At 33.5% G+C, this 26,100-nt stretch carries 25 protein-coding genes; 19 read left to right on the top strand and 6 right to left on the bottom strand.

The annotated features are described in order from the left end of the window. The first annotated feature begins 9 nt into the window (after window positions 1-9). From AC4FQ3_RS06720 to AC4FQ3_RS06665, 12 genes are all read left to right on the top strand, one after another. Window positions 10-1,779 carry a type VI secretion system Vgr family protein gene (locus tag AC4FQ3_RS06720; protein WP_073392772.1) on the top strand — a complete coding sequence of 590 codons (1,770 nt, stop codon included), beginning with the start codon at window positions 10-12 and terminating at the stop codon, window positions 1,777-1,779. An 8-nt stretch (window positions 1,780-1,787) separates the two neighbouring features. After that, window positions 1,788-3,137 (top strand): hypothetical protein, encoded by a 1,350-nt coding sequence (locus AC4FQ3_RS06715; RefSeq protein WP_491181351.1) that lies wholly within the window; start codon window positions 1,788-1,790, stop codon window positions 3,135-3,137. Window positions 3,138-3,139: 2 nt separating this feature from the next. Beyond that, window positions 3,140-7,360: a DUF6531 domain-containing protein gene (locus AC4FQ3_RS06710; RefSeq protein ID WP_491181350.1), complete on the top strand. Its 4,221-nt coding sequence runs from the start codon at window positions 3,140-3,142 to the stop codon at window positions 7,358-7,360. Window positions 7,361-7,365: 5 nt separating this feature from the next. Beyond that, on the top strand, window positions 7,366-8,115 hold the full coding sequence (locus AC4FQ3_RS06705; protein WP_491181349.1) for a hypothetical protein: 750 nt from the start codon (window positions 7,366-7,368) through the stop codon (window positions 8,113-8,115). 48 nt (window positions 8,116-8,163) lie between these two features. Next, a complete protein-coding gene (locus AC4FQ3_RS06700; protein ID WP_491181348.1) occupies window positions 8,164-8,655 on the top strand; it encodes an Imm26 family immunity protein in 492 nt (163 codons plus the stop codon). Between the two features lie 218 nt (window positions 8,656-8,873). Further along, a complete protein-coding gene (locus AC4FQ3_RS06695; protein ID WP_491181347.1) occupies window positions 8,874-9,089 on the top strand; it encodes a hypothetical protein in 216 nt (71 codons plus the stop codon). A gap of 5 nt (window positions 9,090-9,094) precedes the next feature. After that, window positions 9,095-9,670, top strand: coding sequence for a hypothetical protein (locus AC4FQ3_RS06690; RefSeq protein ID WP_491181346.1), 576 nt, complete (start codon window positions 9,095-9,097; stop codon window positions 9,668-9,670). Further along, complete coding sequence (locus AC4FQ3_RS06685; RefSeq protein ID WP_491181345.1) at window positions 9,660-9,845, top strand: hypothetical protein; 186 nt, start codon at window positions 9,660-9,662, stop codon at window positions 9,843-9,845. The genes AC4FQ3_RS06690 and AC4FQ3_RS06685 overlap by 11 nt, the downstream gene beginning before the upstream one ends. Before the next feature lie 50 nt (window positions 9,846-9,895). Further along, complete coding sequence (locus tag AC4FQ3_RS06680; protein WP_491181344.1) at window positions 9,896-10,591, top strand: hypothetical protein; 696 nt, start codon at window positions 9,896-9,898, stop codon at window positions 10,589-10,591. A 254-nt stretch (window positions 10,592-10,845) separates the two neighbouring features. Continuing rightward, entirely contained in the window at window positions 10,846-11,244 is a 399-nt protein-coding gene (locus AC4FQ3_RS06675) for an SMI1/KNR4 family protein (RefSeq protein ID WP_491181343.1), read from the top strand. Between the two features lie 88 nt (window positions 11,245-11,332). After that, window positions 11,333-11,920 (top strand): hypothetical protein, encoded by a 588-nt coding sequence (locus tag AC4FQ3_RS06670; protein WP_491181342.1) that lies wholly within the window; start codon window positions 11,333-11,335, stop codon window positions 11,918-11,920. Between the two features lie 56 nt (window positions 11,921-11,976). Next, window positions 11,977-12,387 carry an immunity protein PIM1 family protein gene (locus AC4FQ3_RS06665; RefSeq protein WP_491181341.1) on the top strand — a complete coding sequence of 137 codons (411 nt, stop codon included), beginning with the start codon at window positions 11,977-11,979 and terminating at the stop codon, window positions 12,385-12,387. A gap of 118 nt (window positions 12,388-12,505) precedes the next feature. On the opposite strand, the gene AC4FQ3_RS06660 is transcribed toward AC4FQ3_RS06665, so the two are convergent. From AC4FQ3_RS06660 to AC4FQ3_RS06650, 3 genes are all read right to left on the bottom strand, one after another. After that, entirely contained in the window at window positions 12,506-12,979 is a 474-nt protein-coding gene (locus AC4FQ3_RS06660) for a hypothetical protein (protein WP_491181340.1), read from the bottom strand. Window positions 12,980-13,262: 283 nt separating this feature from the next. Further along, on the bottom strand, window positions 13,263-13,760 hold the full coding sequence (locus AC4FQ3_RS06655) for a hypothetical protein (protein WP_491181339.1): 498 nt from the start codon (window positions 13,758-13,760) through the stop codon (window positions 13,263-13,265). A gap of 178 nt (window positions 13,761-13,938) precedes the next feature. Beyond that, window positions 13,939-14,910 carry a helix-turn-helix domain-containing protein gene (locus AC4FQ3_RS06650; RefSeq protein WP_491181338.1) on the bottom strand — a complete coding sequence of 324 codons (972 nt, stop codon included), beginning with the start codon at window positions 14,908-14,910 and terminating at the stop codon, window positions 13,939-13,941. Between the two features lie 99 nt (window positions 14,911-15,009). Between AC4FQ3_RS06650 and AC4FQ3_RS06645 the strand changes: the two genes are divergently transcribed. The 4 genes from AC4FQ3_RS06645 (at window position 15,010) to AC4FQ3_RS06630 (ending at window position 18,524) form a co-directional block, all read left to right on the top strand. Then, entirely contained in the window at window positions 15,010-16,308 is a 1,299-nt protein-coding gene (locus AC4FQ3_RS06645) for an amidohydrolase family protein (RefSeq protein ID WP_491181337.1), read from the top strand. Between the two features lie 161 nt (window positions 16,309-16,469). Then, window positions 16,470-16,877 carry a cupin domain-containing protein gene (locus tag AC4FQ3_RS06640; protein WP_491181336.1) on the top strand — a complete coding sequence of 136 codons (408 nt, stop codon included), beginning with the start codon at window positions 16,470-16,472 and terminating at the stop codon, window positions 16,875-16,877. A 147-nt stretch (window positions 16,878-17,024) separates the two neighbouring features. Further along, on the top strand, window positions 17,025-17,942 hold the full coding sequence (locus AC4FQ3_RS06635) for an alpha/beta fold hydrolase (RefSeq protein WP_491181335.1): 918 nt from the start codon (window positions 17,025-17,027) through the stop codon (window positions 17,940-17,942). Window positions 17,943-18,011: 69 nt separating this feature from the next. Continuing rightward, window positions 18,012-18,524 (top strand): RidA family protein, encoded by a 513-nt coding sequence (locus tag AC4FQ3_RS06630; RefSeq protein ID WP_491181334.1) that lies wholly within the window; start codon window positions 18,012-18,014, stop codon window positions 18,522-18,524. Window positions 18,525-18,603: 79 nt separating this feature from the next. On the opposite strand, the gene AC4FQ3_RS06625 is transcribed toward AC4FQ3_RS06630, so the two are convergent. After that, window positions 18,604-20,112, bottom strand: coding sequence for a PAS domain-containing sensor histidine kinase (locus AC4FQ3_RS06625; RefSeq protein ID WP_491181333.1), 1,509 nt, complete (start codon window positions 20,110-20,112; stop codon window positions 18,604-18,606). 224 nt (window positions 20,113-20,336) lie between these two features. Then, window positions 20,337-20,705: a winged helix-turn-helix transcriptional regulator gene (locus AC4FQ3_RS06620; protein WP_491181332.1), complete on the bottom strand. Its 369-nt coding sequence runs from the start codon at window positions 20,703-20,705 to the stop codon at window positions 20,337-20,339. Window positions 20,706-20,825: 120 nt separating this feature from the next. Between AC4FQ3_RS06620 and AC4FQ3_RS06615 the strand changes: the two genes are divergently transcribed. The 3 genes from AC4FQ3_RS06615 to AC4FQ3_RS06605 all read left to right on the top strand — a co-directional run bounded on the left by AC4FQ3_RS06615 (window position 20,826) and on the right by AC4FQ3_RS06605 (window position 23,882). Continuing rightward, window positions 20,826-21,581, top strand: a complete 756-nt coding sequence (locus AC4FQ3_RS06615; RefSeq protein ID WP_491181331.1) for an NADPH-dependent F420 reductase — start codon at window positions 20,826-20,828, stop codon at window positions 21,579-21,581. 520 nt (window positions 21,582-22,101) lie between these two features. Continuing rightward, entirely contained in the window at window positions 22,102-22,998 is an 897-nt protein-coding gene (locus AC4FQ3_RS06610) for a helix-turn-helix domain-containing protein (protein ID WP_042566660.1), read from the top strand. A gap of 116 nt (window positions 22,999-23,114) precedes the next feature. Further along, on the top strand, window positions 23,115-23,882 hold the full coding sequence (locus AC4FQ3_RS06605; protein ID WP_491181330.1) for an SDR family NAD(P)-dependent oxidoreductase: 768 nt from the start codon (window positions 23,115-23,117) through the stop codon (window positions 23,880-23,882). A gap of 98 nt (window positions 23,883-23,980) precedes the next feature. On the opposite strand, the gene AC4FQ3_RS06600 is transcribed toward AC4FQ3_RS06605, so the two are convergent. Next, the gene (locus AC4FQ3_RS06600; protein ID WP_491181329.1) at window positions 23,981-25,522 is read right to left on the bottom strand and encodes a helix-turn-helix domain-containing protein; all 1,542 of its coding nucleotides are present in this window, start codon (window positions 25,520-25,522) and stop codon (window positions 23,981-23,983) included. Between the last annotated feature and the right edge of the window lie 578 nt (window positions 25,523-26,100).

The raw sequence follows: 26,100 nt of genomic DNA, 5'->3' as shown, positions 1-26,100 counted from the left end.
AAATAAACTATGACACCACCAACAATAATTTTTGGAATAGATTCTAAAAAAATAAGCCACTTTACCAGCATTGAGTTGGTGCAAGTAATAAATGACCATCATCGATTTGAAATTCTTGTTCCACATGCTGCTGTAGAAAGTCCTTTGGCATATACGCTCGAAAATGCACAGGCATGGTTAGGTAAGGTAGTACACATTGTGCTGGAAGAGAATAATAATTTTTTGGGAGTTGTTACCAATATAGATTTCGATCAGGAAGACGGACATTCAGGAAATCATATTGTGGTTTCAGGCTATTCTAAAACCATATTATTAGAGTCTGGTGAAAAATTACATTCCTGGGAAGAACTATCTTTAAAAGACATCATAAAAGAGGTAATAAAAAATGGTGCTGGAGAGCAACTGCAAAATGATATCAATCCTGAATATACCAGTAAGATGGATTATCAGAATCAATATCTCGAAACAGATTTTCAGTTCATCCAGAGATTAGCAAAACAATACAATGAATGGTTGTATTATGATGGTGAAAAATTAATATTCGGTAAACCAAAAAGCTTTGATAGTCCTATATCGTTAACGTACAATAGTGAGATTTCTAAACTAAAAATATCTGTGCAGGCAGTACCTAATAAATTTAGTGCTTTTACATACAATGAAGGTGCTGATAAACGCTACACTGCAAAATCAAAAGACACAGTAAGCGGATTGCCAAAATTAGGTAATGAAGCATTTGCAAGCTCAAAAGAAGTGTTTGCAACACCTGCGTTTACGCATGGTATAGTGAGTACCGGTGATGATTTGGTTTTAGAATCTTTCTTAAAAAAGAAACAGGAAAGCGCAGCAGCCAATACTAATTATGTTTCAGCAACTACAAAAAACTCAAAACTAAAAGTAGGAAGTATTGTTACCATACAATCAAGTGTTTTAGAAAACTCAAGTATGTTGACACAAGAAGTAGGCTCTTTTATAATTACCGAAATTAGTCATTATGCAACACATTTGGGAGAGTATGAAAATAATTTCAGAGCCATACCTTCAAAAGTACTAAGCTTGCCGGAACCCGATGTTGCGTATCCAATTGCTCAAACACAGCAGGCTGTAGTAGAAAGCAATACAGATCCTCAAAATAAAGGAAGAGTGAGAGTTCAGATGCTTTGGCAGCAGGGTACTCAAATGAAAACCGCCTGGCTGCGTGTCATGACGCCGGATGCGGGTAGTAGTGATAAAGTAGGAACCAACCGAGGAATGGTATTTATTCCGGATGTAGGTGATCATGTAATGGTACATTTTCGTTATGGCGATCCTAACAGACCTTTTATTTTAGGAAGTGTTTTTCACGGAAAAAGCGGCGGTGGCGGCGGAAAAGACAATAACAAAAGAAGCTTTGCCACCAGAGGCGGAACTTCGCTTGTTCTCGATGAAGAAAAAAACACCTTTACAGCGACTGATCCAAGTGGTAATATGATAATGCTTAACGGAGACGGAACAATGACTATTTATGCCCCAAATAAGGTCGATATACAATCAAAAGAAATAAACCTTATTGCTGATGAAAAAGTAAGCATTAGCGGAGTAAATGAAGTAAATGTTGACAGTAAAAAAGTACTCGTTTCCGGGACAGATGAGGTGACCGTTAAAAGTGATACCCAAATTACTGATGAAGCACCAAGTATTAATATTAAAGGGAAAAATACAATTCTGGCAGAAGGAATGGTCGTTGATATAGATGGTAAAACCATGACTAACGTTAAAGGTGGAATTGTAAATTTAAATTAAAACCAAAAATGAACAATGCTCACAATCCTATTGCTGTAAGAGTCGAAAACATTCAAAAGATTTGGAATAAAACCAGAGCAGCCAAACCAAAAGCACAAGTGTTTAGTATGGTTTGTTATACCGAAGATTATCCATTGGTAGATAGTTTCATTCGGTTAGAATCTTCCGCTTACGGCAGATCAGAGGATTCGTTTGTAGCTTTTTCAATTGATTTTTATGATAAAAAAGACTTCTACACCACTATTATAGAACAATGGATTCTGGCTTTTGATGAAGACCTGAAAAAAAATACCGGTTGGAATTGGGAAGATTTCAATTCTTTTAAAGCTGCTCTTCAGGAGATTGATAAATTAAGTGTTGCTGGTTTAAAAGATTTTTACATCAACATGCTGGTAAGTTTCAAAAAGTTTGAAGCGAGAACAGGCAACCTTTTAATCGTTAGTTTTTTAATAAAAAAAGCCACTAATCCTGATTTATTAATAGAGAGTATAAAAGAACTTACAGTCTTATTACCAGACAATATAGGGTTCTTATTTCTTGATTATAAGGAAAGAAAACTGTACACTAAACTAATTGATTTCGTAAAACAAAAAGGAACCATAATAGAAATCCCTAATCAGGAAATAAATCAGGCGTACAAAGAAATAGCCACACAAGGAAACCCAAACGATCCACAGGTGCGCTATAGAAAATGTTTATTTGAAATAGGTGAAGCGGCAAAAGATAAAAAGCAGGAAAAAGTAAAAAAACTGGGCAATGAGCTTATAGACATTAGCAAGAGTACAGGAGAAACCAGTTTTTGGGCTTCCTCTTATCTTGTTTACGCCAGTTTTTTATTTCAGTTTAAAGATGAGCAGGAACTTATTCATCAGTTATTAGATAAGGGAATAAAAATAACAACTCCTTTTTATAAGGATAAACAAGATATTGCAGGTATTTTGATGCAGCTACTCATGTACAAAGGCTCACATTACAGCATCATGGGAAAACGCGATACTGCCATAGATTATTTTTTAAAACAAACCGATATAGCCAAAGAAGTCCAGCAGGAAATGCAGGTAATAAATGGCTATAATTATGCACTGTTATTGGCTGCAAAAAAACGAGACCAACAATATAGTGAAATTTTAAACGATGCTTTCGAATACGGATATGCCTTGACAGATGAAGTACTCAAAATCATCAATTTCACCTTTATAGCCAACAGTTATTTAGAAAATGACCCAAAAATTGATTATTCAGAAAAAGAAGCTATTTCGGACAGAATGAAGTCAATTTTTGGAAAAAACTGGAAAGACAATCCAAAACAAATTGCAAAACAAATACAAGAGGAATATCAATTAAACAACACCTATTAATTATGTTATTGACCGATAATCATTTGACTATGGTCGTAGGGATAGATATCCATTTTACAACCCTGCCTCCTTTTAATCCGTTTCATCCTTACATAGGTATTGTTATTGACCCGGCCGATTATATTCCTTTTTTAGGTACCAGTGTACATGTGAACGGTTTTAAGAGAGGGAACTCAGACACGGGAGGAATCATTATTCCGCTGGTGCACATTCCGCTTTTTACCCCTCCATGGCTTATGACGCCTATTATCGGTCATGAAAGCATGAACTTTTTTGCTTCCCAAACCGTTTTTTCAGACAGTACCAGAATGAGTCCCAAAGGACATATGCTGATGACTTGTAATGATATCGGGATTCCGTTATCGCTGTCGCTGGGAAAAACCAAAATAGGCAAAAAAATGCTTCCTTTTGCACCAACGCTTTTTGCGCCAACTTCATTTTCGCTTCCTATCCCAACGGGAAAACCGGTAATGGTAGGAGGTCCATATCCGCCGGACTGGGGAGGTATGTTAACCGGATTACTGGCCAGCATAGGATTTAGTACCCTGATGAAATATGGAAAAAAAGCATTCAATAAACTTCTAAAAGGATCCGTTGGTCCCAACTGGCTCAGTAAGCTTTTGTGTAAAGCAGGTTTTGAGCCGGTAAACCTTATCAACGGGGCAGTAATCTACGAAGGCAGCGATTTTGATATCACCGGTCCGATAGTCCTTAATTGGGAACGTCGCTGGTACTCAGATTCAGAGTATATCGGATGGCTTGGTCACGGTGTGCATTGTGTATATGACAGGGCTGTGGAGTTATATCCGGAAGATGATGCACTGGGGCTTCGTATGGATGATGGAAGAATAGTGGCATTCCCGTCGCTACTGCCGGAAGAAGAATTTTACCTGCGTCAGGAAAAAACAACCCTTAAAAGAACCGCAGACGGTTATCAGGCATATGATCATAAAGGCAAACTTTTTTATGATTTTACCCTTTTTGACGGTAAAAAATACCAGCTTACGCAAATAACCAATAACGATGGGCTGTGCATTATTTTTGAATTTACAGGATATCGCCTGAACAAAATTATCGATACCGCCGGCAGGGAAATAAAAGTAAGCACCATAAACGGACTTATCCAGAAATTAGAATTGGAGGGACCGGAAGGAGACGAACTTTTGATCGCTTATGAATATGATGAGCATCAAAACATGTCTGCCATTATAGATGCTTTAGGTAAACCGACTGTTATTAAATTCCAAAACCATCTTATGGTGGAAAAAACTGATCGTAACGGACAGACTTTTTATTGGGAATACGACACTAAAAACCGCTGTGTACACACTTGGGGCGACGGCGGATGGCAGGAAGGCTGGCTTGAATACCATCCCGAAGAAGGCTATAACCTTGTAACGGATGCCAACGGAGCGGTAACAACCTACTATTATGAGCCAAGCCAGCTGGTAACCCAGATAAAAGACCCTATGGGCAACAGCATTTTTTATGACTACACCGAGTTTATGGAACTCTATCGTGAGATCGATCAGGAAGGCCGAATCACAGGGTTTATTTACGATGAAAAAGGCAATAAAACAGGTACGGTTTACCCGGACGGCACAGAAGAAATGATGATTTATGATGACGAGAACCGTCCATCGATTGCCATTGATCCCGAAGGACAAAAGACCATTTATTTATACCATGCCCAAAACCCGAACCAGCTAAAAACCATAATTGCACCGGACAAAACCAGCACCCATTTTACCTATAATGCTGACGGACTTTTAGCAACCGTTGCCAAGAACAACAACGAACTCGAACTGGTTTATGATGAGCAGTACAACCTTATTGAATGGCGTGAAAACGACCAAAAACTAAAAACATGGGAATACGACCACCGCGGTCGCGTACGTGCAATATATACGCCAATGCAAATGGCAGATTATTTCAGCTATGATGCGCTTGACAGGGTAAGGCAAATTGTAGAGAAAGACAGCAACGTAATACAATTTAGCTACGATAGTTATGACGATGTAGTAGCCTTAAAAGACAATAAAAACAGCATTAAGTTTACCTATACCCCATTAGGAAGTCTTTCTACGAGAGAACAAAACGGCGTAAAAGTTCGTTTTGACTACGATAAGATGGAACAGCTCGTTGGTATTAAAAACGAAGATCAGGAAGCTTATTATTTTACACGAAACAAAGCCGGATATATTGTAAAAGAAACCGCTTTTGATGGTATCGTAAAAAAATACACCCGTAACCTTGCCGGAGAAGTGACCCGAATAGACCATGGAGACGGAAAATATACCGAATACGAGCAGGATGCCTTAGGACGTATTACAAGGGCCGATTACCATGACGGTACCTGGGAAACCTATACCTACAATAAAAACGGACAGCTAATAGAAGCCGTTAATCAAAATGTAAGCATATACTTTGAGCGAGATGCTGTTGGACGTATTATACAGGAAACCCAAAAGCAACATCTTGATAGCGTTGAGAATGGTGTAACAATTATATCAAATTATAATAAATTAGGACAGCGTACCAATATAACAACAAGTCTTGGAGCAGATATTAATACCAGCTATGACCAAAAAGGACGATTAGAACGCATAGAAGCCCAAAGCAACGAACTCAAGGAACAGCACCAGGCTTGGGAAACTACCCTGAAACGTGACGAATCTGGACGTGAAATAGAGCGTTTTGCCACAGGCGGACTACACATAAAAACGAGTTACAACAACAGCGGCAAGCAAAAAGAACAGGAAGTATTTGCCAATGGCAAACGCACCGGAGCGCGTTTTTATAATTGGGATACCAACCAGCAATTAAGAAGTGCGGTAAACCAAATGACCCAAAGTTTGACCTATTTTGATTATGACGATTTTGGAAACCTTGCCAAAGCCAGTTATGATGGAAAAGAAGAGCTGTACAAAACCCCTGATGCAGTGGGTAATTTATACAAAACGGCAGACCGCAGTGACCGTAAATACGGCAAAGGCGGAAAGCTTTTGAAAGACGAGAAATATTATTACAAATACGACAAACTGGGGAATTTAATACATAAAAGCCCCCGCGATATTACCAAACCGCTTATTTTTGAAAAAGCAACAAACTTCTTTGATAAACTTATAGGCAATAAAGCCGAAGAAGCAAGTTTACAAGAAGAACATGAGCAGTGGCAGGAGGGAGATACCCTTTATAACTGGCTGGCAAACGGAATGCTTGAAAGCGTAACCAACCCAGATGGAAAAGTAATAAGTTTTGAATACGATGCTCTTGGAAGACGTACGGCAAAAATTGCAAACAAAGAAATAAATCGCTATGTTTGGGATGGAAATGTTCTTTTACATGAGTGGAAATACGATCTAAAAGAGAGACCACAACTTATCGTTAGTGGTGATGATTTGGTTTACGATAAACCGGAACCAATTGAAAATCTCATTACCTGGGTATATGAAGGAGGAAGATTTGTGCCAAGCGCTAAGATTGTTGGAGGTAACAAATTTTCAATCATCAATGATTATATTGGTCGTCCTGTACAAGCCTATGATGAATTAGGAAATCTTGTTTGGGAAACTGATTATGATATTTATGGAGATTTAAGAAACCTAAAAGGAGATAGAAGTTTTATACCTTTTAGGCAACTCGGTCAATATGAAGATCAGGGTACGGGCTTATACTATAATAGACATCGTTATTACTCCCCTGAGACTGGACTTTATATTTCAAGAGACCCTGTCGGATTGGATAGTAGAGAATATAATTTTTATAGACATGTAAGCGATACAAATAGTATCGTTGATATTTTTGGATTAGATTGGAATTATTTTTTAACCAATTCTAATGGTGATGCTTACTATCATGGAAGAGCTGATGATAAGGCTACTATGGAAGATGTTGCTAAAAGACACGCAAAAACAGACGGTACTGACGGTGTTAGATTTGGAGAGGGAGATAAAATGACTAGAGTTACTGATGTAGGCTCAGATAAAGATTTAGTTAGAGGTATTGAACAAAGAGGTGTTGAAGAAAATGATTTGTTAGGTTATAATAGTGATAAAGCAAGAGGAAATAAAATAAATGGTATTTCTGAAGCTAAACAAAAAAAACCAAATGGTATTCGTAGGTTGGAAAAAGCTGATAATTTGCTTAATGGCAAAAAAGTAAGCGCATTACCATCTCTTCAAGAGTTAGAATTTGACAGTAAATTTAGAGGTTGTAAATAATTAATATGCAAGAAAAATTAGAAAATATCCACGATACTTGGATTGATAAATTGTTTGAAGAATACAAACAATGTGTTAAAGAAAAGGTTATTGAATCTTTTATAAGAAGTTTTAGCTCCAACAAGCATGATCTGAGATCAGCTTTACCAGTTTTTGCAATAATGCAAACATTCCCTAATCATAAATTTGTTTTAAGGGAAAATCAAGATTTAAAAAGGGAGTCTCCATGTGGAATCTGTTCTAATGCTTATGGCTATCCAAAAGAATTAAATGAAAAAAATATTGAAACATTGTTAATGTGTATAGATACAGGTGGATTGATTGGGCATGATTTACCTTACTATTATCATTATTTAGATTTTTTTAATAATAATAAAGATGTAGAAAATGTAAAAGTTAATGAAGAAGATATTCGCATTTTTTCAGAAATAATTGATATTCTTTTAGATACTGAAGAGGATGCTACTTTAAAAAAAGATGTAGTCAAAAGAATTGGAAAAATTAAAGGTTTTAAAACGAAACCAGAGCAAAGACAAGTTTTACTAGAAACTTTAGGATATTGTAGTATTTTGGAGACTGATGTACACAAAGGCTTATTAGAAAAATATATAAACCTTTCAGTTGCTCCAAAAAAAACTCATAGTTCAGATTGGAATTATCCTGTAGATTTTTGGCTTGGTAAAGATGGTATTAATAAGAAAGCTTTTAAATTTTGGTTTGGAGATTATAAAGAATTAGAAAAGTATTGGAAATAAATGAAGCTATTAGATACTTTTAGTAATTAATAAATTTGATTATATCATATGTCAAAAAATGTAACTGCTGTTACGCCCGGAGAAATATTTTGTATTCCTTTGTTTATGCCAAAAGATGATTGGAAATTAAAATCAAAATTGTCTGACGTAGATTTAGATAAGGATTTTGCATTTGGAAGAGTTATAGATACGAGTTCTTCTGTATTAATTGAAGTATTCAATAAAATAAGTTCTGCCAAAACAGATATAAATGAAATTATAAATTCAGGCATTATGTTTTCTCCAGTACAAATATTTTGGGATGCTATCATAAAAAAAAGATGGAGAATAATTTCACAAACAGAAAATTATGATAAATATAAGGATTCAAATTTTAATACTCTTAAAATGGCATTTGGATTAGATGGCGATTTTAGATTAAGACATTTAGATTCAGCTATAGAAACCTCAATCACAAGAAATGATCTTAGTAAATACGAATACGCAACGGTATGGTTTCCGATTGATTTTGAAAATAGAATATTAAAATCTATTACATAATTTTTTTATAATTGTAAAAAAAATTAAGAGAGGATATTAATTGAAAATTATCGAATAAACACCCGCTCTTTGAAGAGTTCTACTAAAAAGCTGTGCAAATGCCTCCTGATTTCGCATCGGTAAAGCGAATCATCGGCAAAACATAAAAAAACCTCGTCAGTATAACGAGGTTTTTTTATGTCAAAGTAAAATCTCAGAAAAAGATTTAGTTAGAGGTATTGAACAAAGGTGTTGAAGAAAATGATTTATTAGGCTACGGTAGTGATAAAGCAAGAGGTAATAAAATAAATGGTATTTCTGAAGCGAAACAAGGAACTGTTACTGGGAAAGATAGGCTACGTCAAGCAGATAAGTTTCGTAACGGTAAAAAAGTAAGCGAATTGCCATCTCTTCAAGAGTTAGAATTTGACAGTAAATTTAGAGGTTGTAAATAATTAGTATGCAAGAAAAATTAGAAAATATCCACGATACTTGGATTGATAAATTGTTTGAAGAATACAAACAATGTGTTAAAGAAAAGGTTATTGAATCTTTTATAAGAAGTTTTAGCTCCAACAAGCATGATCTGAGATCAGCTTTACCAGTTTTTGCAATAATGCAAACATTCCCTAATCATAAATTTGTTTTAAGGGAAAATCAAGATTTAAAAAGAGAATCTCCATGTGGAATTTGTTCAACAGCTTATGGTTATCCTAAAGAACTTGAAGAAGAAGATGTAGAAATACTAAATATGTCTGTAAATACAGGGGGATTAATAGGTCATCGACTGACTAGTTATTTCTATTATTTGCATTATTTTAACAAAAAAAAAGAAAAAGAAAATATAAAGATTAATGGCGAAGATATTCGAATTTTTTCTGAAATAATTGATATTATACTTAAAGCAGAAGAAGGTGATACCTTAAAAAAAGAAGTTCAGAAAAACATAGGGAAAATTAAGGGCTTTAAGACAACAATAGAAGACCGAAAAGTTTTACTAGAAACTTTAGGGTACTGTAGTATTTTTGGAGACTGAAAAATACAAAGGCTTATTAGAAGAATATACTAATCTTGCTGTTGCCCCAAAAAAAACTCATAGTTCAGATTGGAATTACCCTGTAGATTTCTGGCTTGGTAAAGATGGTATTAATAAAGAGGCTTTTAAGTTTTGGTTTGGAGATTATAAAGAATTAGAAAAGTATTGGAAATAAATCATCCATTAGATGTTTTTTAGTAATTAAAATAAATTTGATTACGTCATATGTCAAAAAGAGCAACACCTTGGAAAGAAGGTAAAATTATTAGTGTAGAAACAAGAAAAGGAATATTTGTATTGGCTCAAATGTTAAAAGATCCTTTTTTACGATTTTATAAAGTGTTTAGAGAAGATGAAAATTGGGGAAAAGTTGATACAGGTATATTCGATACATTAACTGTTACTGCTGTGACAGGACAGTTCTTAAAATCAAGTAATATAACAGAGATAAAAGGAGCTATACCCGATACATCTCGAGAGGATCCGGATACTTGGATTGATCAAAATAAAGGAACTAGAGCTGTTAAAGTATGGGGAAAAACGGAAAAGGAAAAAGAGTTTATAATTTTAGGAAAAGAAGCTGGAGGTAGTTTAGTTAAAAAAAACTTATGGTGGTCACCAACACCTGGTAATCCCACAAGACCCCATCCAAGCGGTGTTATTGATTCTGTAGTATTGGAGGATATACCATTAAATGCGAATGATATTATTGATAAACATGATTTAACTAATTTAGCTGTTTACCCTTCATTAAATGAAAGACTTTATTTATGTTATAAACTAGATAAAAATGTAGATCCTTATAAAGATTTAGTTTTCAATAGAGAAATCCCTGAAGAATATAGCGTAGCGATAGATATTTTGTCAGCAGGAGGGAATGCTGAAAAAAAAGAAAATATATTAAATACTTATTTTAGATAATTTAGTAAGCGCAAGCTTTTATAAGAGAATAAAACAACAAAATCCGCTAAATTAGCGGGTTTTGTTTAGTAAATAGTTCTTTGAAATTACCTTGCAATACGTCTAGAAAGTTATGAAGATGTATAAACGTTTATTATTAATCGTAGATATGAAATATATGGTTAAAGATTTAAGAGCTGCTGGAGGTTCCAGAAGCAAAAATAAAGAAGCAAAAAAAAGCTGTTAAAGAATATTTTTTAAAAATGTAAATAATTATGAAAAAAAATATCTTGAAAATATTTGATCAGTGGCATAAAAATGATAGTGTTAGTATTAATCAAATCAATGAAATAGCGAAAAAATTAAAAATTAATTTTCCAATTGAATATATTGAATTTCTGCAATGGAGTAATGGTGGAGAGGGTTCAGTACAAAATGAATATCTATATTTGTGGAAAGTAGAAGATATTAAACAATTAAATAATGATTATGGGATTCAAGAATTTCTTTCATCTGATTGTCTGGCTTTTGGTACAAATGGAGGGGATCTTTGTTATTGTTTTGATTTTTCCAAAGGAGCAAAGATTTTTCAAAGTCACCTAGGAGATCTTGATTATAGTGAAATTAAATTCTTAGGTTCTAATTTTTATGATTTTATCAAAAACATTAAATGATTGTAATATTTTAGATTAAGTTTTTTAAAGGAATGCATATAAACTTTAATCGTTAGTTGTATATCTCTAGTTTGGAAAATAAATAATTATGTTGGAAAAAAAAATAACTATTACCGACTATGGCATCTATATAATGTCAATAGAAAAATTGCTGATCTTTTTAAAAGAAAATAAAATAAAAAGTAAAAAAATATTAGAAGTTTTCCAAAAGAACCATGACTTGTATTTAAAATCTTTGAAAGAGGGTGTTTGGATTCCTATTATGTCTATTGAATCAACGAAATATATTATTAGTGAAAATGATATTTATTTCAATAACGGTTGGGAAAGGCAATTTAAATATGAAAATTTTAATCTTGATTTGAGTGATAATACATTTTGGGTTGGATCGTTCGGGAATTTATTAAATTTAAATGTAGAACAATTTACAAATTCTACTAACGATAGTATATCATACCAAACATTAGATGGGATTACTTTGTATAAATCATTTAAATTCAAATTAGAAAGTGGTAAATACCTAGTTAATATAATTGGTTATAAAAGAAAAAATAAGTTAGAATATCCTGAGGCTAATTATGGTTACTCATTTGAATTTAAAAAATTTCAGGAATTTAACGGTTATATGGATCCTAGAGAAGATGATAAGTATTTGTTTAATTTGTCAAAATATTAGACCATTACAATGCAAGTTCATGTAGATGTTAAGTATTATTCGTAAATAATAACAAAATGGAGCCAATTTTAAAACTAAACTTTTTCATTGAAAATGATTTGCCTGCAATTTTATCAAATTACACTGAAGATGATTTTGATATGATTTTAGATCAAAGAGATGAAGATTCTTTTTCTGAAAGATGGATGGAAATATTTGACAATGTCAAAGAGAAAATTATCAAGGATAAAGTAAATAAAACGATTACTGACAATGTGAGAGAAAAAGTTTTTAAATTGGTGTTTTCTTTAACCAGTCATTCTGATTTATCTTCGTATATATCGGATGATTTTGGATTAATATTACAAGCCATAGAAGTGAAATATAATAATTATTGGTTAAATTCTCTGTGGTTAGAATATAAAAATGGTAGTATTCCTTATAAAATACTCGTTGATGCTGAGGGAGAATTGATTGACTTATTATAATAAATGAAAATTTACAGTACAGTAACAAAAGGAAAGATATTCAACTTTACTAGAGCTCAAAAATAAAGATGAGACTATTTACTAAATAAAAAAAGAGGCTTTTAATAGCCTCTTAATTTTAGTGTTTTCCGTTTCCTTTACCATTTCCATGGCCGTTGCCATTTCCATTATTTCCTTTGTCTTTTCCTTGTTTATTATTTCCTTTTCCCGGTTTTTGTCCAATCGTTTTTTGAGGTTTCCCTTTATAACCTTTTCCGTATTTTACTTTATGCGTTTTAAAATTGTCATACGGGGTGTTTCCTCTGTAGTCTGTTAATACTACTTTATATTCGTTGTAAAGATCATAGTTTCTATAAACAGAAGGCAATGTTCTGGCTCTTAACCATTTTCCGTTACTAATGTAAATATAATTTGAAGTGTTCACATCATAATAAGTTTCAAGATCCGGCAAGTAGTAATAACGTGCCTCATTATAACCAACTGGACCCCATGCCGGAGGTGTACCAATATTGACATTAACATTCACTTGAGCATTTGAAAAATGAATAGTCAAAAGGAAAAAACCTATGAATAAATATTTTAATGATTTCATAATTTTGTTTTTTTAAATTATTATAATGATTGTTAAACAAAAAGTGTACCTAAAAGTATTATGTTACTTTTTAAACATGGCTATTTTAATGATTACCCCTAAAACAGCAGCAATAAGGATAATATAAGGTTCTTGATTTTTTTTATATAAAGTAAAGCAAAAATGGTTACAATAGCTATTTATAATGGTTTGAATATCAATAATGTTCCTTTTTTGCAACGATAATTACAGATCCTACTAAAGCGCCAATGATGGCAGCGATTTTCGCTAATGATATTAGTATTTAAAAAGCAATTCCAAATTGAAAACCTATTGTAAAAGAAGTGGGATGATCATTGCCAAAGCGAACTGGTAATGGTACGGCTGCATAGTAACTGCAGGTTTTATTTTTTACGATGGTTTTATTAAATACGGGAGTAACACCATACCTGCCGCTGGTTTCAAAAGCAACCCTTCCCGCAAAAGTATACCCATTGCCCAGAGCCACAAGAACACCGGGATGAAATAATAAGTTAGTTACTTTGTCTGTTCCCTGATCGTCTTTTATGTTGGGAACTATTTCAAAAGAAAATCCGATTTTTTCACTTTTCCAGATGTTAATTCCGGTCGGAAAACCAACAGCATAATAATCTCTAAAATTGACATTAGTTTCATGTTCACTAAAGGTAACCACCGGATGCATTATCCCAAAATAGCCAGTAATTTTTGGATAAACTGTTTGTGAAAATAAAACCGGGCTTGTAATCACGGCAAGCAAAAGGAGTGAATATCTGAGTGACATATTTTTGTTTTTTAATAATAAAAACAAAATTATAACTATCAAATCACCGTAAATAGAATCTTATTTACCTTTTGTATCTGGATTACTTTTCTTTGCTTTTTTGTGATAATAAACAGGAGAGATTGATTTTAATTTCTCTTGAAATTTGTTTTAAATCAAATAGAAATTAAGTGTCAATTTAATCCTGAATCCATTTCTTTTTTTGAAAAGATTTGGGCTTCATTCCAATATGCTCTTCAAAAACTTTAGCAAAATGACTTAAGTTAGAAAATCCCAGACTAAAACCAACTTGTGAAACAGACATTTCATTTTCTTTTAGTAATCGGGCAGCTTCTTTCATCCTGAATTTTTGGTAATAACTGAAAAAGCTGTCTCCAAATATTTGTTTAAATAATCTCTTAAACTTTGATTCGCTCATTCCTATTTGAGAAGCAAGATCTTTAATAACCGGAGGTTCATTAATGTCGGTTAAAATTAGATCTCTCACTTTATAAATTTTTTGAACATCGATTTGATTCAGGGCGTGCGTGGTAGGATTTTCTCTTTTAAAAAGCTCTTTTAAAGTTAGATATATTAATTCCTCGGCTTTGATTTTAAAGAAAAAATCACCCAAAGAATCTTGAATTTCAGCTTGAATAATTTCCAAAGCTACTTGTTGAATTTTTGGAGAAATTAACTCTTCAAAAAGAATGGATTGATCGCTATCAATAATATTTTTAAAAATTTCATTATCAATATGTAAACCTAAAGTTTTTGCTAATTTATCTGAATCAATCCCAATAAAAATAGAATTGAATTTGGTTCTGCCCGGATAAAATGTTTCAATATTTAGTTTTCCTTTAAAAATTTGAATCGAAGGCAAATCTTCTCTTGAGTATTTATTTTTTGAATTAGCATCAGGAAAAATATTATTAAAAGAAAATAGAATTCTATTTAATGTATTTTGACCTCCAAATCTCCTGGCAAGCAGATTATCATTAAACTCATAAAAACTTACAAGCATATTTATTGAATTGTCTAATCTAAATCCCATTAAATATCCTTTGCCTTTAGTTTCTGGTATTACTAATATTCCATTTTTTACTTCGGTACCTAATAAATCAGCAAAACCTTCTAAAAAACCGAAATCCTTTCTAACATTTAATTCCATTTATTTTGACCTTTTAGAGCTGTTATTGTGTCAAATATAGCTATTTTAACCCTTATTGATTAGATAATTTTGGCAAAAAATAATTTAAAAAACTACAAAATGACTAATACTAAAAGTAAGGCCATCATAAACGCGAATGTGTTTGATGGTAAAAATGTGATTGGTAAAAAAAACGTTGTTTTTATCGACGGTGTAATTGTTTCCGTTTCTGATGAATTGCCACAAAATATAGATGAGGTGATCGATGGAACGGGATGTACTCTTCTGCCGGGTTTAATAGATGCTCATGTTCATACATCAGTTGAATTTTTAAAAGATGCATTAAAATTTGGTATAACAACCGAGCTAGAAATGATGGGAGGTTTTACCAAAAAAGGACGTGATACGCAATTAAAAGGAATCACTGATGCTGCTGATGTTCGTTCTGCCGGAATGGGTCTGACAGCTCCCGGCGGTCATCCTGACGAGCTGATTCCAAAAGGGAATGGAATTCCTGAATTTGTGTTAAAAGAAATGGAAAAAATGAACGAAGAAGAAAAAGCCATATTTATAGCTGCTCACCAGGCTCAGAAAGAAGAAGAGGAATTAAGTCCCGATGTTACTTCACTTGAAGGAGCGATAGATTTTGTGAATCGTCAGGTAAATAATGGTGCAGATTATTTCAAAATAATGATTGAGGAAGGAACCGTAATGAATGCACCGGGTTTGCCTGTTATTGAAACTCACATATTAAAAGCGGCAGTAGACGAAGCTCATAAATTAGGTAAAATTGCAATAGCGCATGTTTTAACAGCCGAAGCAGCGAAAACAGCTGTCGCAATTGGTGTAGATGGCCTGGCGCATTTATTTATTGACAGACCGGACTGGACACAAGATCTTATTCAATCCATTGCCAGCAAAGGAATTTTTGTAACGCCTTGTCTGGTATTGAATTCATCGATTATCGGGAATTCTGCCTGTCATGTCGCCCATGACGAAAGAGTTGAAAATAAATTGAATGAAGACTGGAAAATGACAATGTGCTCTTGTTTCAATACTTTTCCGGAAGGCAATATGGAAGATAACTTTAATAACGTGAAAGATTTACGCGATGCAGGTGTAGATATACTTGTTGGAACAGATGTATCAGTACCGATGCCCCATTTGGGCGGTCTTGCACATGGTGTGAGCGTTCATCATGAAATGCAGCTGTTGGTAGAAGCCGGATTAAGCCCAATTGAGGCATTAAGATCTGCAACATCAGTAACTTCCAAAAGATTTAATTTATCAGACAGGGGATTAATTGCCGAAGGAATGAGAGCTGATTTACTATTAGTTAAAGGTGATCCTACCAAAAATATTTCAGATTCTCTATCTATAAGGGGTATATGGAAAGAAGGTGAATCTTATCACAGCTAGTCTTGCAGGATTTTATAATCCATAATACTCATAACTCCACTTTTGTCCACTTCATTACTCCGTTTGTCCATTCGGGCTATGTTGTCATTTCAATGCAGGTAATGCCTTGGTACTTTTGACAAGGAAATTAATAAAACAACAAATTAAATAAAACTAAAAACATGAAAACTTTAAATTTTGTATCGACCGCAGTTTCTGCCCTTAGCTTTTTAGCATTGATTATTACAAGTACTGCTTCTGCCCAGCAATCAGGAATAAAACGCACTGATTTACAACGTTATGATCTTAGTGTTCCCGGATACGAAACGGTTCAGGCACGTATTGATTTTGAAGCTCATACGGCTTTTGGAAAGCACTCTCACCCGGGTGAGGAAGTTATTTATGTCCTTGATGGCGTATTAGAGTATGAAGTTGAAGGTCAGTCTCCTGTTATTTTAAAGGCTGGAGAAGTACTTTTTATTCCGGCAGGCGTAGTGCACTCTGCAAGAAACAACAGCCACGCAAAAGCTTCGGAACTGGCAACATATATAGTAGAAAAAGGAAAACCTGTTCTGGTAATGAAAAAGTAATAAGAAGTTAAATTATAAATATAATTTATAAGTATTAAAAATTATTAATTTGATTTATAATTAAGAAAGACGCAATTTTGTCCTGTCAATAAGAAGTGACAGAATAAAAAATCAAAATTTTAAAATAACAATTAAAACACAAAAGAAATGAAAACCAATTTAAAAACAATCGTAACAACAAGCTTCGCCATTTTTTTATTAGCAGTAACAACTGCATTCTCTCAAAGCCAAAGAAAACCGGCAAGCCTTGGAAGAGAAGAGTATATTGAAGTAGAAAAAAATGTAAAATTGCATGTTACGGATTTAGGAGAAGGAAAACCGGTAGTACTAATTCATGGATGGCCATTGAGTGATGCCATGTACGAGTACCAATATGCAGAACTTATCCAGAAAGGATACCGCGTTATCGGAATTACTTTAAGAGGTTTTGGATTATCAGACAAACCGGGTGGGGCGTATAACTATGATGTTTATGCAGATGATATCAAAGTGATTCTGGATAAACTTAAAATTGAAGGAGCAACCATCGGCGGATTTTCTATGGGAGGCGCAACAGTAATTCATTATGTAGCCAAATACAATGCGGCCCATGTTTCAAAACTGGCTTTGTTTGGTGCAGCGGCTCCGTTATGGACTAAAAGAGCGGACTTTAACTATGGTTTTTGGACAAAAGAAGATATAAACGGCCTTATTGCCCTTAATAATACGAACAGACCACAATTGTTTGAGAATTTTGGAAAAATTTTCCCTGCTAATGAAACAAGCGTATCTGCAGGACAAGGTGCATGGCTTGGAACTATTCAGGCACAAGCCTCTCCATATGCAATGGCAGAATCTATGAAAGCACTTCGTGATACTGATTTAAGAGAAGATTTGAAAAAAATCAAAATACCAACTCTTATCCTTCACGGAACACAAGACAAAATCTGTTCTTATGAATTAGCAGAGCAAATGCACAAATCAATTGCCAATTCAACTTTGGTTCCATTCGAAAAAAGCGGTCATGCCTTGTTTATTGAAGAGCTTCCAAAATTCAATGCCGAATTGATCAAATTCATAAAATAAATAAAAACAAAATCAGGAAAGCTGTCTTTTATAGACGGCTTTCTTTTTTAAAACAAATAAAAAGAAACAATGAAAAATATAGCAACCGTGGTATTAGTACTACTGAGTTTTAATTTGTTTGCACAAACTCCGGAGCAAAAAATAAAGCAGTTGGGAATTGAGTTGCCACAAATACCAGAATCGTTAGGAAGTTATCTGGATATGGTAAGAGTTGGAAATCTTGTTTTCCTTTCGGGAAGAGGGCCCCTTAAAGCAGATGGTAAATATATTATCGGCAAAGTAGGGCAGGACTTAACTGCGAATGAAGGTTATCAGGCCGCCAGGCTAACGGCTATAAATCAGCTGGCGATACTTAAGCAGACTTTTGGAAGTCTGGACAAAATAAAAAGGATAATCAAAGTAAATGGTTATGTACATACTGCTGATTCTTTTACGGAGCAATCTAAAGTAATGAATGGTTTTTCGGATTTATTAATTGAGGTTTTTGGCGAGCAGGGAAAACATGCTCGTACTTCAGTAGGTGTATTTACACTTCCACAGAATATGGCAATAGAGGTAGAAATGATTGTTGAGGTGAAATAATAGCTAATAAAATAACTGCTGTTAAAACTAATGAAGAATATATCAATAATATCTTGTTTGATATGATTGCTGAAAAATACTAGATAGTATTTGTTGTTTGTTTTAAAGGCAGAGTTACTATAAATTCAGCCCCATTATCTTTTTCGCCTGTAACAGTAATAGTGCCGCCATGTCTTAGCACAATTTTTCTGCAAAGTGACAGCCCAAGACCGTTTCCTTCATATTGATCTTTAGAATGCAGTCTTTCAAAAGCATTAAATATTCTTTCGTAATGACTTGAATCAAGCCCAATTCCATTGTCTTTAATGTTTATTTGAACAAACTCTCTTTGATCATTCCTTACAATAAGAGATGATATAATAACTCTGGGCGGTAGGTCTGCTTTTGAAAATTTTAAGGCATTGTGTATCAAATTATAGAACAGCTGCTGAATTAAAATTGTAGCCCCTTCTATCTCAGGAAGCTCGCTTTTGATTAGTATGGCGCCTTTTTCTTTTATGATGAGCTCAAGATCAACTTTTATGTTTTCAATTACTTCATCAAGATTAATGTTTTCTATAGGCTGAGTTTTTTTATCCAGAGTAGAATAGGCTAGTATTCCTTCTATTATTGTCTGCATTCTTTGAGCAGACTGATCTACCTTAGTAAGATACTTGTTTGATATATCATTAAAGTAGGCACTGGAGTTATTCCTTAAAAGACTGATGAAGGTTTTGATTTTTCGAACAGGTTCTTTCAGGTCATGGCTTACAATATTGGCAAAATGCATAAGATCTTCATTTGATCTTCTAAGTTCCTGAGTGCTTTCATCCACTTGTTTTTTTAACTCCTGCTCAAATTGTCTTTGCTGGTCAATATCCTGAACAATTCCAATAATAGTAATTGGAATACCGTTCTGATCATTAATTAATTTACCGTTAACCTTTATCCACTTAACGGTCTGATCCTGATTTATAATTCTTGCTTCGTAATTTATTTTTCCGGTGATATGTGCCTCCTGGTGTGCTTTTTCGCGAAGAAGCTGATCTTCTGGATGCAGTTTTGCTATGAGCTGCTCATTCGGAATTTCCTTGTCAATGGACCATATTGTATTGAAATTTCCATTAGTATTGATCTTTTTTGTAGAAAGGTCTATTTCGTAAGTTCCCATTCCAGAAGATTCAATAGCCATTCTGAGCCGCTCATCTGAACTTTGAATTTTTTTATGTGCTTCGTAAAGATCAGAAACATCTGCACCTGTATTCATTATGCCATAGATTTTTTTCTCATTATCAAAAAGAGGAATAAAACTATAGTTGAAATAAAATGTTTTTAATACGTCGTCGATTACCAACTCTACTTTTTTGTTTTTGGCATGAAACGGAATTCCCGTTTGAAACACCCTTAATGCCTGGTCAAAAATCTGCTGGTTTTCGATTTCGGGAACGACCTCAAGATATTTTTTACCAATTACCTCGGTTCCTTTTCCCCATGCCTTAATCATGGCAGGATTAGCCAATTCTATTTTAAGTTCATTTCCTGTGTAAACAGCTATTGGCAAAGGGGTATTATCCACAATGTTTTTCAAAAGCATTAGGTTGTCGTACATCAGTATTGGTGGTTTAGATTTCTGACGAAACTAGCTATAAGTTTTCATCATTTTGTTACGTAAATATAAAAGAATGTTTCAAAATTACAATATTAGGTTCTTTTGGATATTTTATTTATAAATATGACGCTGCCTGAAATTCCCCAAAACTGCTCACTAATATAATTCAGTTTATTAGAAGTAGTAAATGAAAAATTATAACGTAAAGATTATTATCTGCATATTTAAACTTTTACAGGATTAACTTCCTGAAAAATTTTCTTTTTGTGGTTTAATCCCCAATCTTTCATAGCATAGATAATCGGTGTTAGCGTATCCGCATAGGGTTGCAGAGAATAGGATATTTTGACAGGATAATCGTTCGTTATAACTCTTTTAATCAGTTGATGTTGCTCAAGTTCCTTAAGTTCTTTAGAAAGCACTTTTGGAGTTAAGCCTGGAATGCTCTCTTGAATTTCTGTAAATCGGCTATTACCTACACCTACAGAAATAATGATGGATAATTTCCACTTTCCATTTATTACTTCCAATGTGTCACGCACTGGCTTGACGGTATTTAGGCATTCACAATAAGGTTTCTTTTTTGACATCATACAATTATTTATTTCGCTTTCCTTTGGGAAAGGACTATACAAAGGAAAGTAATTTTGAGTTAATTTTGCAACATAATCTCTTCAAAATTTGCAAATTATAACAACTAAAATTTACATAAAATGAAAATAGGAATAATAGGTACAGGCGCAATAGGCGGTACAATCGCAAAAAAAATGGCAGCCGCGGGGCATAATGTGAAAGTCACTAATTCAGGAGATGCTGATAAATTAAAGGCTCTTGCTGGAGAAATAGGTGTAGTAGCTGCAACGATTAAAGATGTTGTAAAAGACGTAGATGTTATCATATTATCAGTGCCGACAGTAGCAATCCCAATTTTGCCCAAAGATTTATTAGCAAACGTTCCCGAAAATGTAATTGTGGTTGATACATCAAATTATTATCCTTTTCGTGATGCCGATATTGAAGAAATCAAAAAAGGAAAAGTAGAAAGTGTCTGGGTGTCTGAGCAACTAGGAAGACCAGTAATAAAAACCTTCAACAATTTATTGGCAGAAACATTAGGAAACGGAGGAAAAGAACCTGGTGCTGAAGACAGAATAGCAATGGCTGTTGCAGGTGATAATACAGAGGCAAAAAAAACAATTACAGAATTAATTAATGATACCGGTTTTGATGCCGTTGACTCTGGAAATCTTTCCGGATCCTGGAGACATCAGCCAGGAACACCTGCTTACTGCACAGAACTTACTGCAGAAGAATTAAAACAGGCACTTTCTAATGCCGTAAAAGAAGAAGCACCGTTGTTAAGAGATAAAGCTATTGCTGATCTTTCTTCGCTGCCATCTTATCCATCTCATCAGGATATAGTAGAATATAATAGAGGATTGTTTCAAAAAAATCCTAAGTCTGTTTAAAAATCCGATTATAAATAGATCTTCCCTTTTTGATCAGGAAAGATCTATTTTGATTTTTTTTGTAACTCAATATAAGAACAATCCAGAAGAAATAGCAAGGAAATTATGTTGATATCTGTTACAAGTGCCGAGTTCGACAGGGATAGAATTTCGTAAAAACGTTTCATTATTGCCTACTTTTGTATCACAATAGCTATTACTGATTAGCAGAACTTTGTCATTATAATATTAAAGATAAAATAATGGCAAAAACAATTTTTATAACAGGTGCATCCCGCGGATTCGGGAGGATTGGACAGAAGCATTTTTACAATGTCGGGATAATGTAGTTGCAGCTGTCCACAACGCTGAAACATTAACCCAACTTACAACAGAATTTCCATCAAATCTATTGGTTGTAAAGCTTAGTTTTCTGAATTCATAAAATCTGCCAAGGTTACTATTGTGAAAAACTGCTTATTATTGGTAAAACACACCTACCCGAATCTAAATAACCCGATTCTTTTTTAAATTGAGAACAATGAGACATTTCAAAAAAATTAGCGATCTGCATGAAGCTCTTGGTGTAAAACCTCCGGAAAATCCACTTTTTAGTGTGGCTTACGGTGAACGTGGTACATGCAATGGTAGTAATATTCTCGAATTTTCTTCAGAATTTTATATCATCGGATTTAAAAAATTGAAATCCGGCAGTATGTTGTATGGAAAAACAAAATATGACCATGACCTTGGTTCAATGTCGTTTGTAAAGCCTCAGCAGAAAGTGGTTTTTAAAAATGTGGAACTAGAGGAAAAGGGATTCCTGATTATTATTCATGAAGATTTTTTACCGGGAACAATGCTTTACAACGAAATCAGGAAATATGGTTATTTTGATTATGAGGTCAATGAGGCACTGCATCTTTCACCTGCAGAAGAAGATATCATCTGGAATTTGTATTTCAGCATTGAAAAAGAATATCATAATAATACTGACGAACTGAGCAAAGCTATTATTGTAAGTCATCTGGATTCTATGCTTAAATATGCACAGCGTTTTTATAAGAGACAGTTTATTAACCGTAAACAACTAACCGGTTCTACAGTCACAAAGTTTAATGCACTGCTGGCCGCTAATTTTGAAGAAAGAAAAACAAAAAACATTGGATTGCCAACGGTATCCCTTATGTCAGAGAAGCTAAATATATCTTCGCGCTATTTAACCGATTTGCTCAAACAAGAAACAGGAAAGACGGCGTTAGAATTGATTCATCTTTTTTTGATTGGTGAGGCAAAAAACTTATTGACCGAAGGGGAATTGAATATTTCTGAAATTTCGCACTTACTTGGTTTTGAAAATACAACTTATTTTTCACGTCTGTTTAAAAAAGAAGTAGGCAGCACACCAAATGAATTTAGAGGAAGCAGGCTAAATTAACAACATATCTCATAAGTTATAAAGAAATAGATCTTGGCTGGTATAAGTGAAATTATATGGGCTGGGCTCTGTAATGATTAATTTTTAAAATACTAACAAATATAAAAACAATAAAAATGTCAAACAATCAAAATAAAATAGCATTAGTAACAGGCGCAAGCCGCGGACTTGGGAAAGATTCAGCTTTACAATTGGCCAGAAAAGGATTTGATATCATCCTTACTTATCAAACCAAAAAAGAATTTGCAGACCAAGTGGTAAAAGAGATTGAAACTCTTGGAAAAAAAGCATTTGCATTGTCTTTGGATATTTCAACAACGGCAGGTTTTGACCAATTTGTAAATGAAGTAAAAGATGTTTTAGCAACTCAATTTTCTTCGGCAAAATTGGATGCATTGGTAAACAACGCAGGCATCGGAATCAATGAAAATTTTGAAGTCACTACAGAAGAAACTTTGGATGCAATGACAAATATCCATTTTAAAGGGCCTTTTTTCTTAACACAAAAATTGCTTCCATTATTAAATGACGGAAGCAGTGTCGTGAACACGTCTTCAGGTTTGGCAAGATTTTCTTTTGCCGGATATTCCGCTTATGGCGCAATGAAAGCGGCAGTCGATTCATTATCAAGATATCAGGCTTTAGAATTGGGAAGCAGAAAAATAAGAGTCAATTCCATTGCTCCAGGCGCCATTGAAACAGATTTTGGAGGCGGTGCTGTTCGTGATGTTTCAGATTTGAATACGTACTTAGCTTCAGAAACAGTTTTAGGAAGAGTTGGTTTGCCGGATGATATTGGAAGTGTGGTAGCATTCCTTTGTTCTGATGATTCCAAATGGATTAACGCACAACGAATAGAAGTTTCCGGAGGATTTAAAATATAATAGAGTTTTAAATTTTAAAAAAGCCTTTAAATACAATATTTAAAGGCTTTTTGTTTTTTAACTTCTACAGAAAAATTATCTTCAGAATTAAACAATGCTTATTTTTTAGAATTTTCCTTTTGCAAATAGGTAATAAAGTCTAAAGGTGAAACTCCTGTGATTTTTTTAAAAGTTATTGTAAATCTGCTATGTGATGAAAACCCTGATTGATCTGCAAGATAACTGATCTTATATTTTAAATAGTTGCTGTCATTTTTCAAACGATCAACTATATAATTAATTCTTAACTCATTGATGTAACCGGCAAAATCTTTTGATTTATGTTTGTTTATAACATACGACAAATACCTATGATTGATATTAAGGTCTGCCGCTACAGAATTTAGCGATAAATCTTTATTCAAATAAAAATGTGACTTTTCAAATTCCTTTATACTTTCCAAAATAGTATTTTCAGTAGTCTCTGACATATATTCCCTGGCAATTTCCTTTTTTGGTTTTTCTTCAATCTGAACCTCTGAAATTACCTGGCTTTTATTGATAAAGCTTTTGAATTTTTTATAGTCCTGCTGTCTTCTGTAATAATTAAAGCAAACGATGAGGATAATGATAAAAATGGAAATACCTATAATTATTAAAGTAGTCTTTTGATATTCTGATTTGTTTTCTACTTGCTTTTTGCGGAGTGATTTGATTAAATCATCTGCAATAATTTTTCGGCTATGCTCTTCATTTTTATGTAGCTCCAGATTTTTTTCATTATAAAGAATGTATTTTTTATTATCGGTCTTTTTATAAAATTCCAAAAGAGAGCTGTATACTTCCTGTTTTAAAGCGAAGAAATTTGATTCATTAGCAATTTGTTCTGCTTTCTGATAATTTGAAATTGCATTTTTATAATCAGCCTTGGAGTAATAAACATTTGCAAGACCATTATATAGAAAACCTTTTAGAGGACTGTTAGAAGACTGCGATGCATTAAGTTCTGTCATTGCTTTTTGAAAGAATATCATAGCAGAATCAATCTTTTGCAATGAAAGATAATTTTTTGCGATAAGTTCATCATTCACTGCAAACTGAAAATTTTCGTCAATACTGGAACTGGCCTTTTCAAATAACTGATTTCCATTTTTAAGATGTTCAATTGCCTTGGCGTATTTCTTATCGTACATTTCATAGTAGGCTATTTCCTGAGATAAATTTCCCTGAAACTTATACATCTCATTTTTATCCTCTATTTTTTTACTCACAGCCAATGCTTTTTGCAAATGAATTTTCCCAAGACTATAAATTTCATTCTCACGGTAAAGCGTTGACAAAAAGCCATTTATTCTTGCCTGCAGATTGTAATTTTTATCAATTGTGACTATACTGTCTGCGCGTTTTAGAGATAAAATAGCTTCATTACGTAAACCGTATTGACGTAAAAGTGTTGCTCTAAGCATGCAGGCTTTAATTCTTTCTGCATTATTACTTGAGATTTTATAGAGATAATCGGTATTTTTTAGTGCTTTTTTTGGATTTGAACTTAGAAGAACTTGCGCTGTTTCAGAAAAAACACTATCGTATTTTGACTGGGAGAAACCTGAATAAGAAGAAACAACAATTAATAGCAGTAGGAGAAAAGATTTTAAGTGCATATAAATAAGTATGGAAATTAAAGTATAATAGATTTCTAGGTGGATATTTTAAATTTTAAGATAAGCAATTATTTTCATTATGATACTATTTTATCTGCATTCTAACAATATTACATTGTTAAGTTAGAAAATAGTAGTTGAGATGCTTTTGAAGACCTAACAGGATTAACATTTTACATCATCATTTTAAACTTCGTCATCTTATTGCAAAATTAAAAAAATGTTGGATTTAAAATATCATTTTCTCTTTGTACCTGCCTGATCTCAATTTAGATATTATTGTATCAGGATGGCGTACAAATATATTTTATACATCTTGTCTCGCGTTTTAGGACGATTCTTTCTTGAGGTTTATCCATAATATAACAGTTGTACGAGCAACTTATATACAGATATTAAGAATTAGCTATGAAAAGTGTAAATAATACTCTTTTTGTAAAGTTCTGTATTTTAGTTGTTTATAGGTTTTTTGAATGATAGATGTTTTTCTTTTTACGTAATTGGTAAAGGTTTAAGGTAATTTTCGGTGGTCAAATAATTTAGTTTCGCAGCCATATTCTATAAAGCTATTTTAAACT

The sequence above is a fragment of the Flavobacterium sp. AK-345 genome (assembly GCF_058310175.1).
The sequence above is the reverse complement of the archived record's forward strand: the minus strand, read 5'-3'. Positions and strand labels throughout refer to the sequence as shown.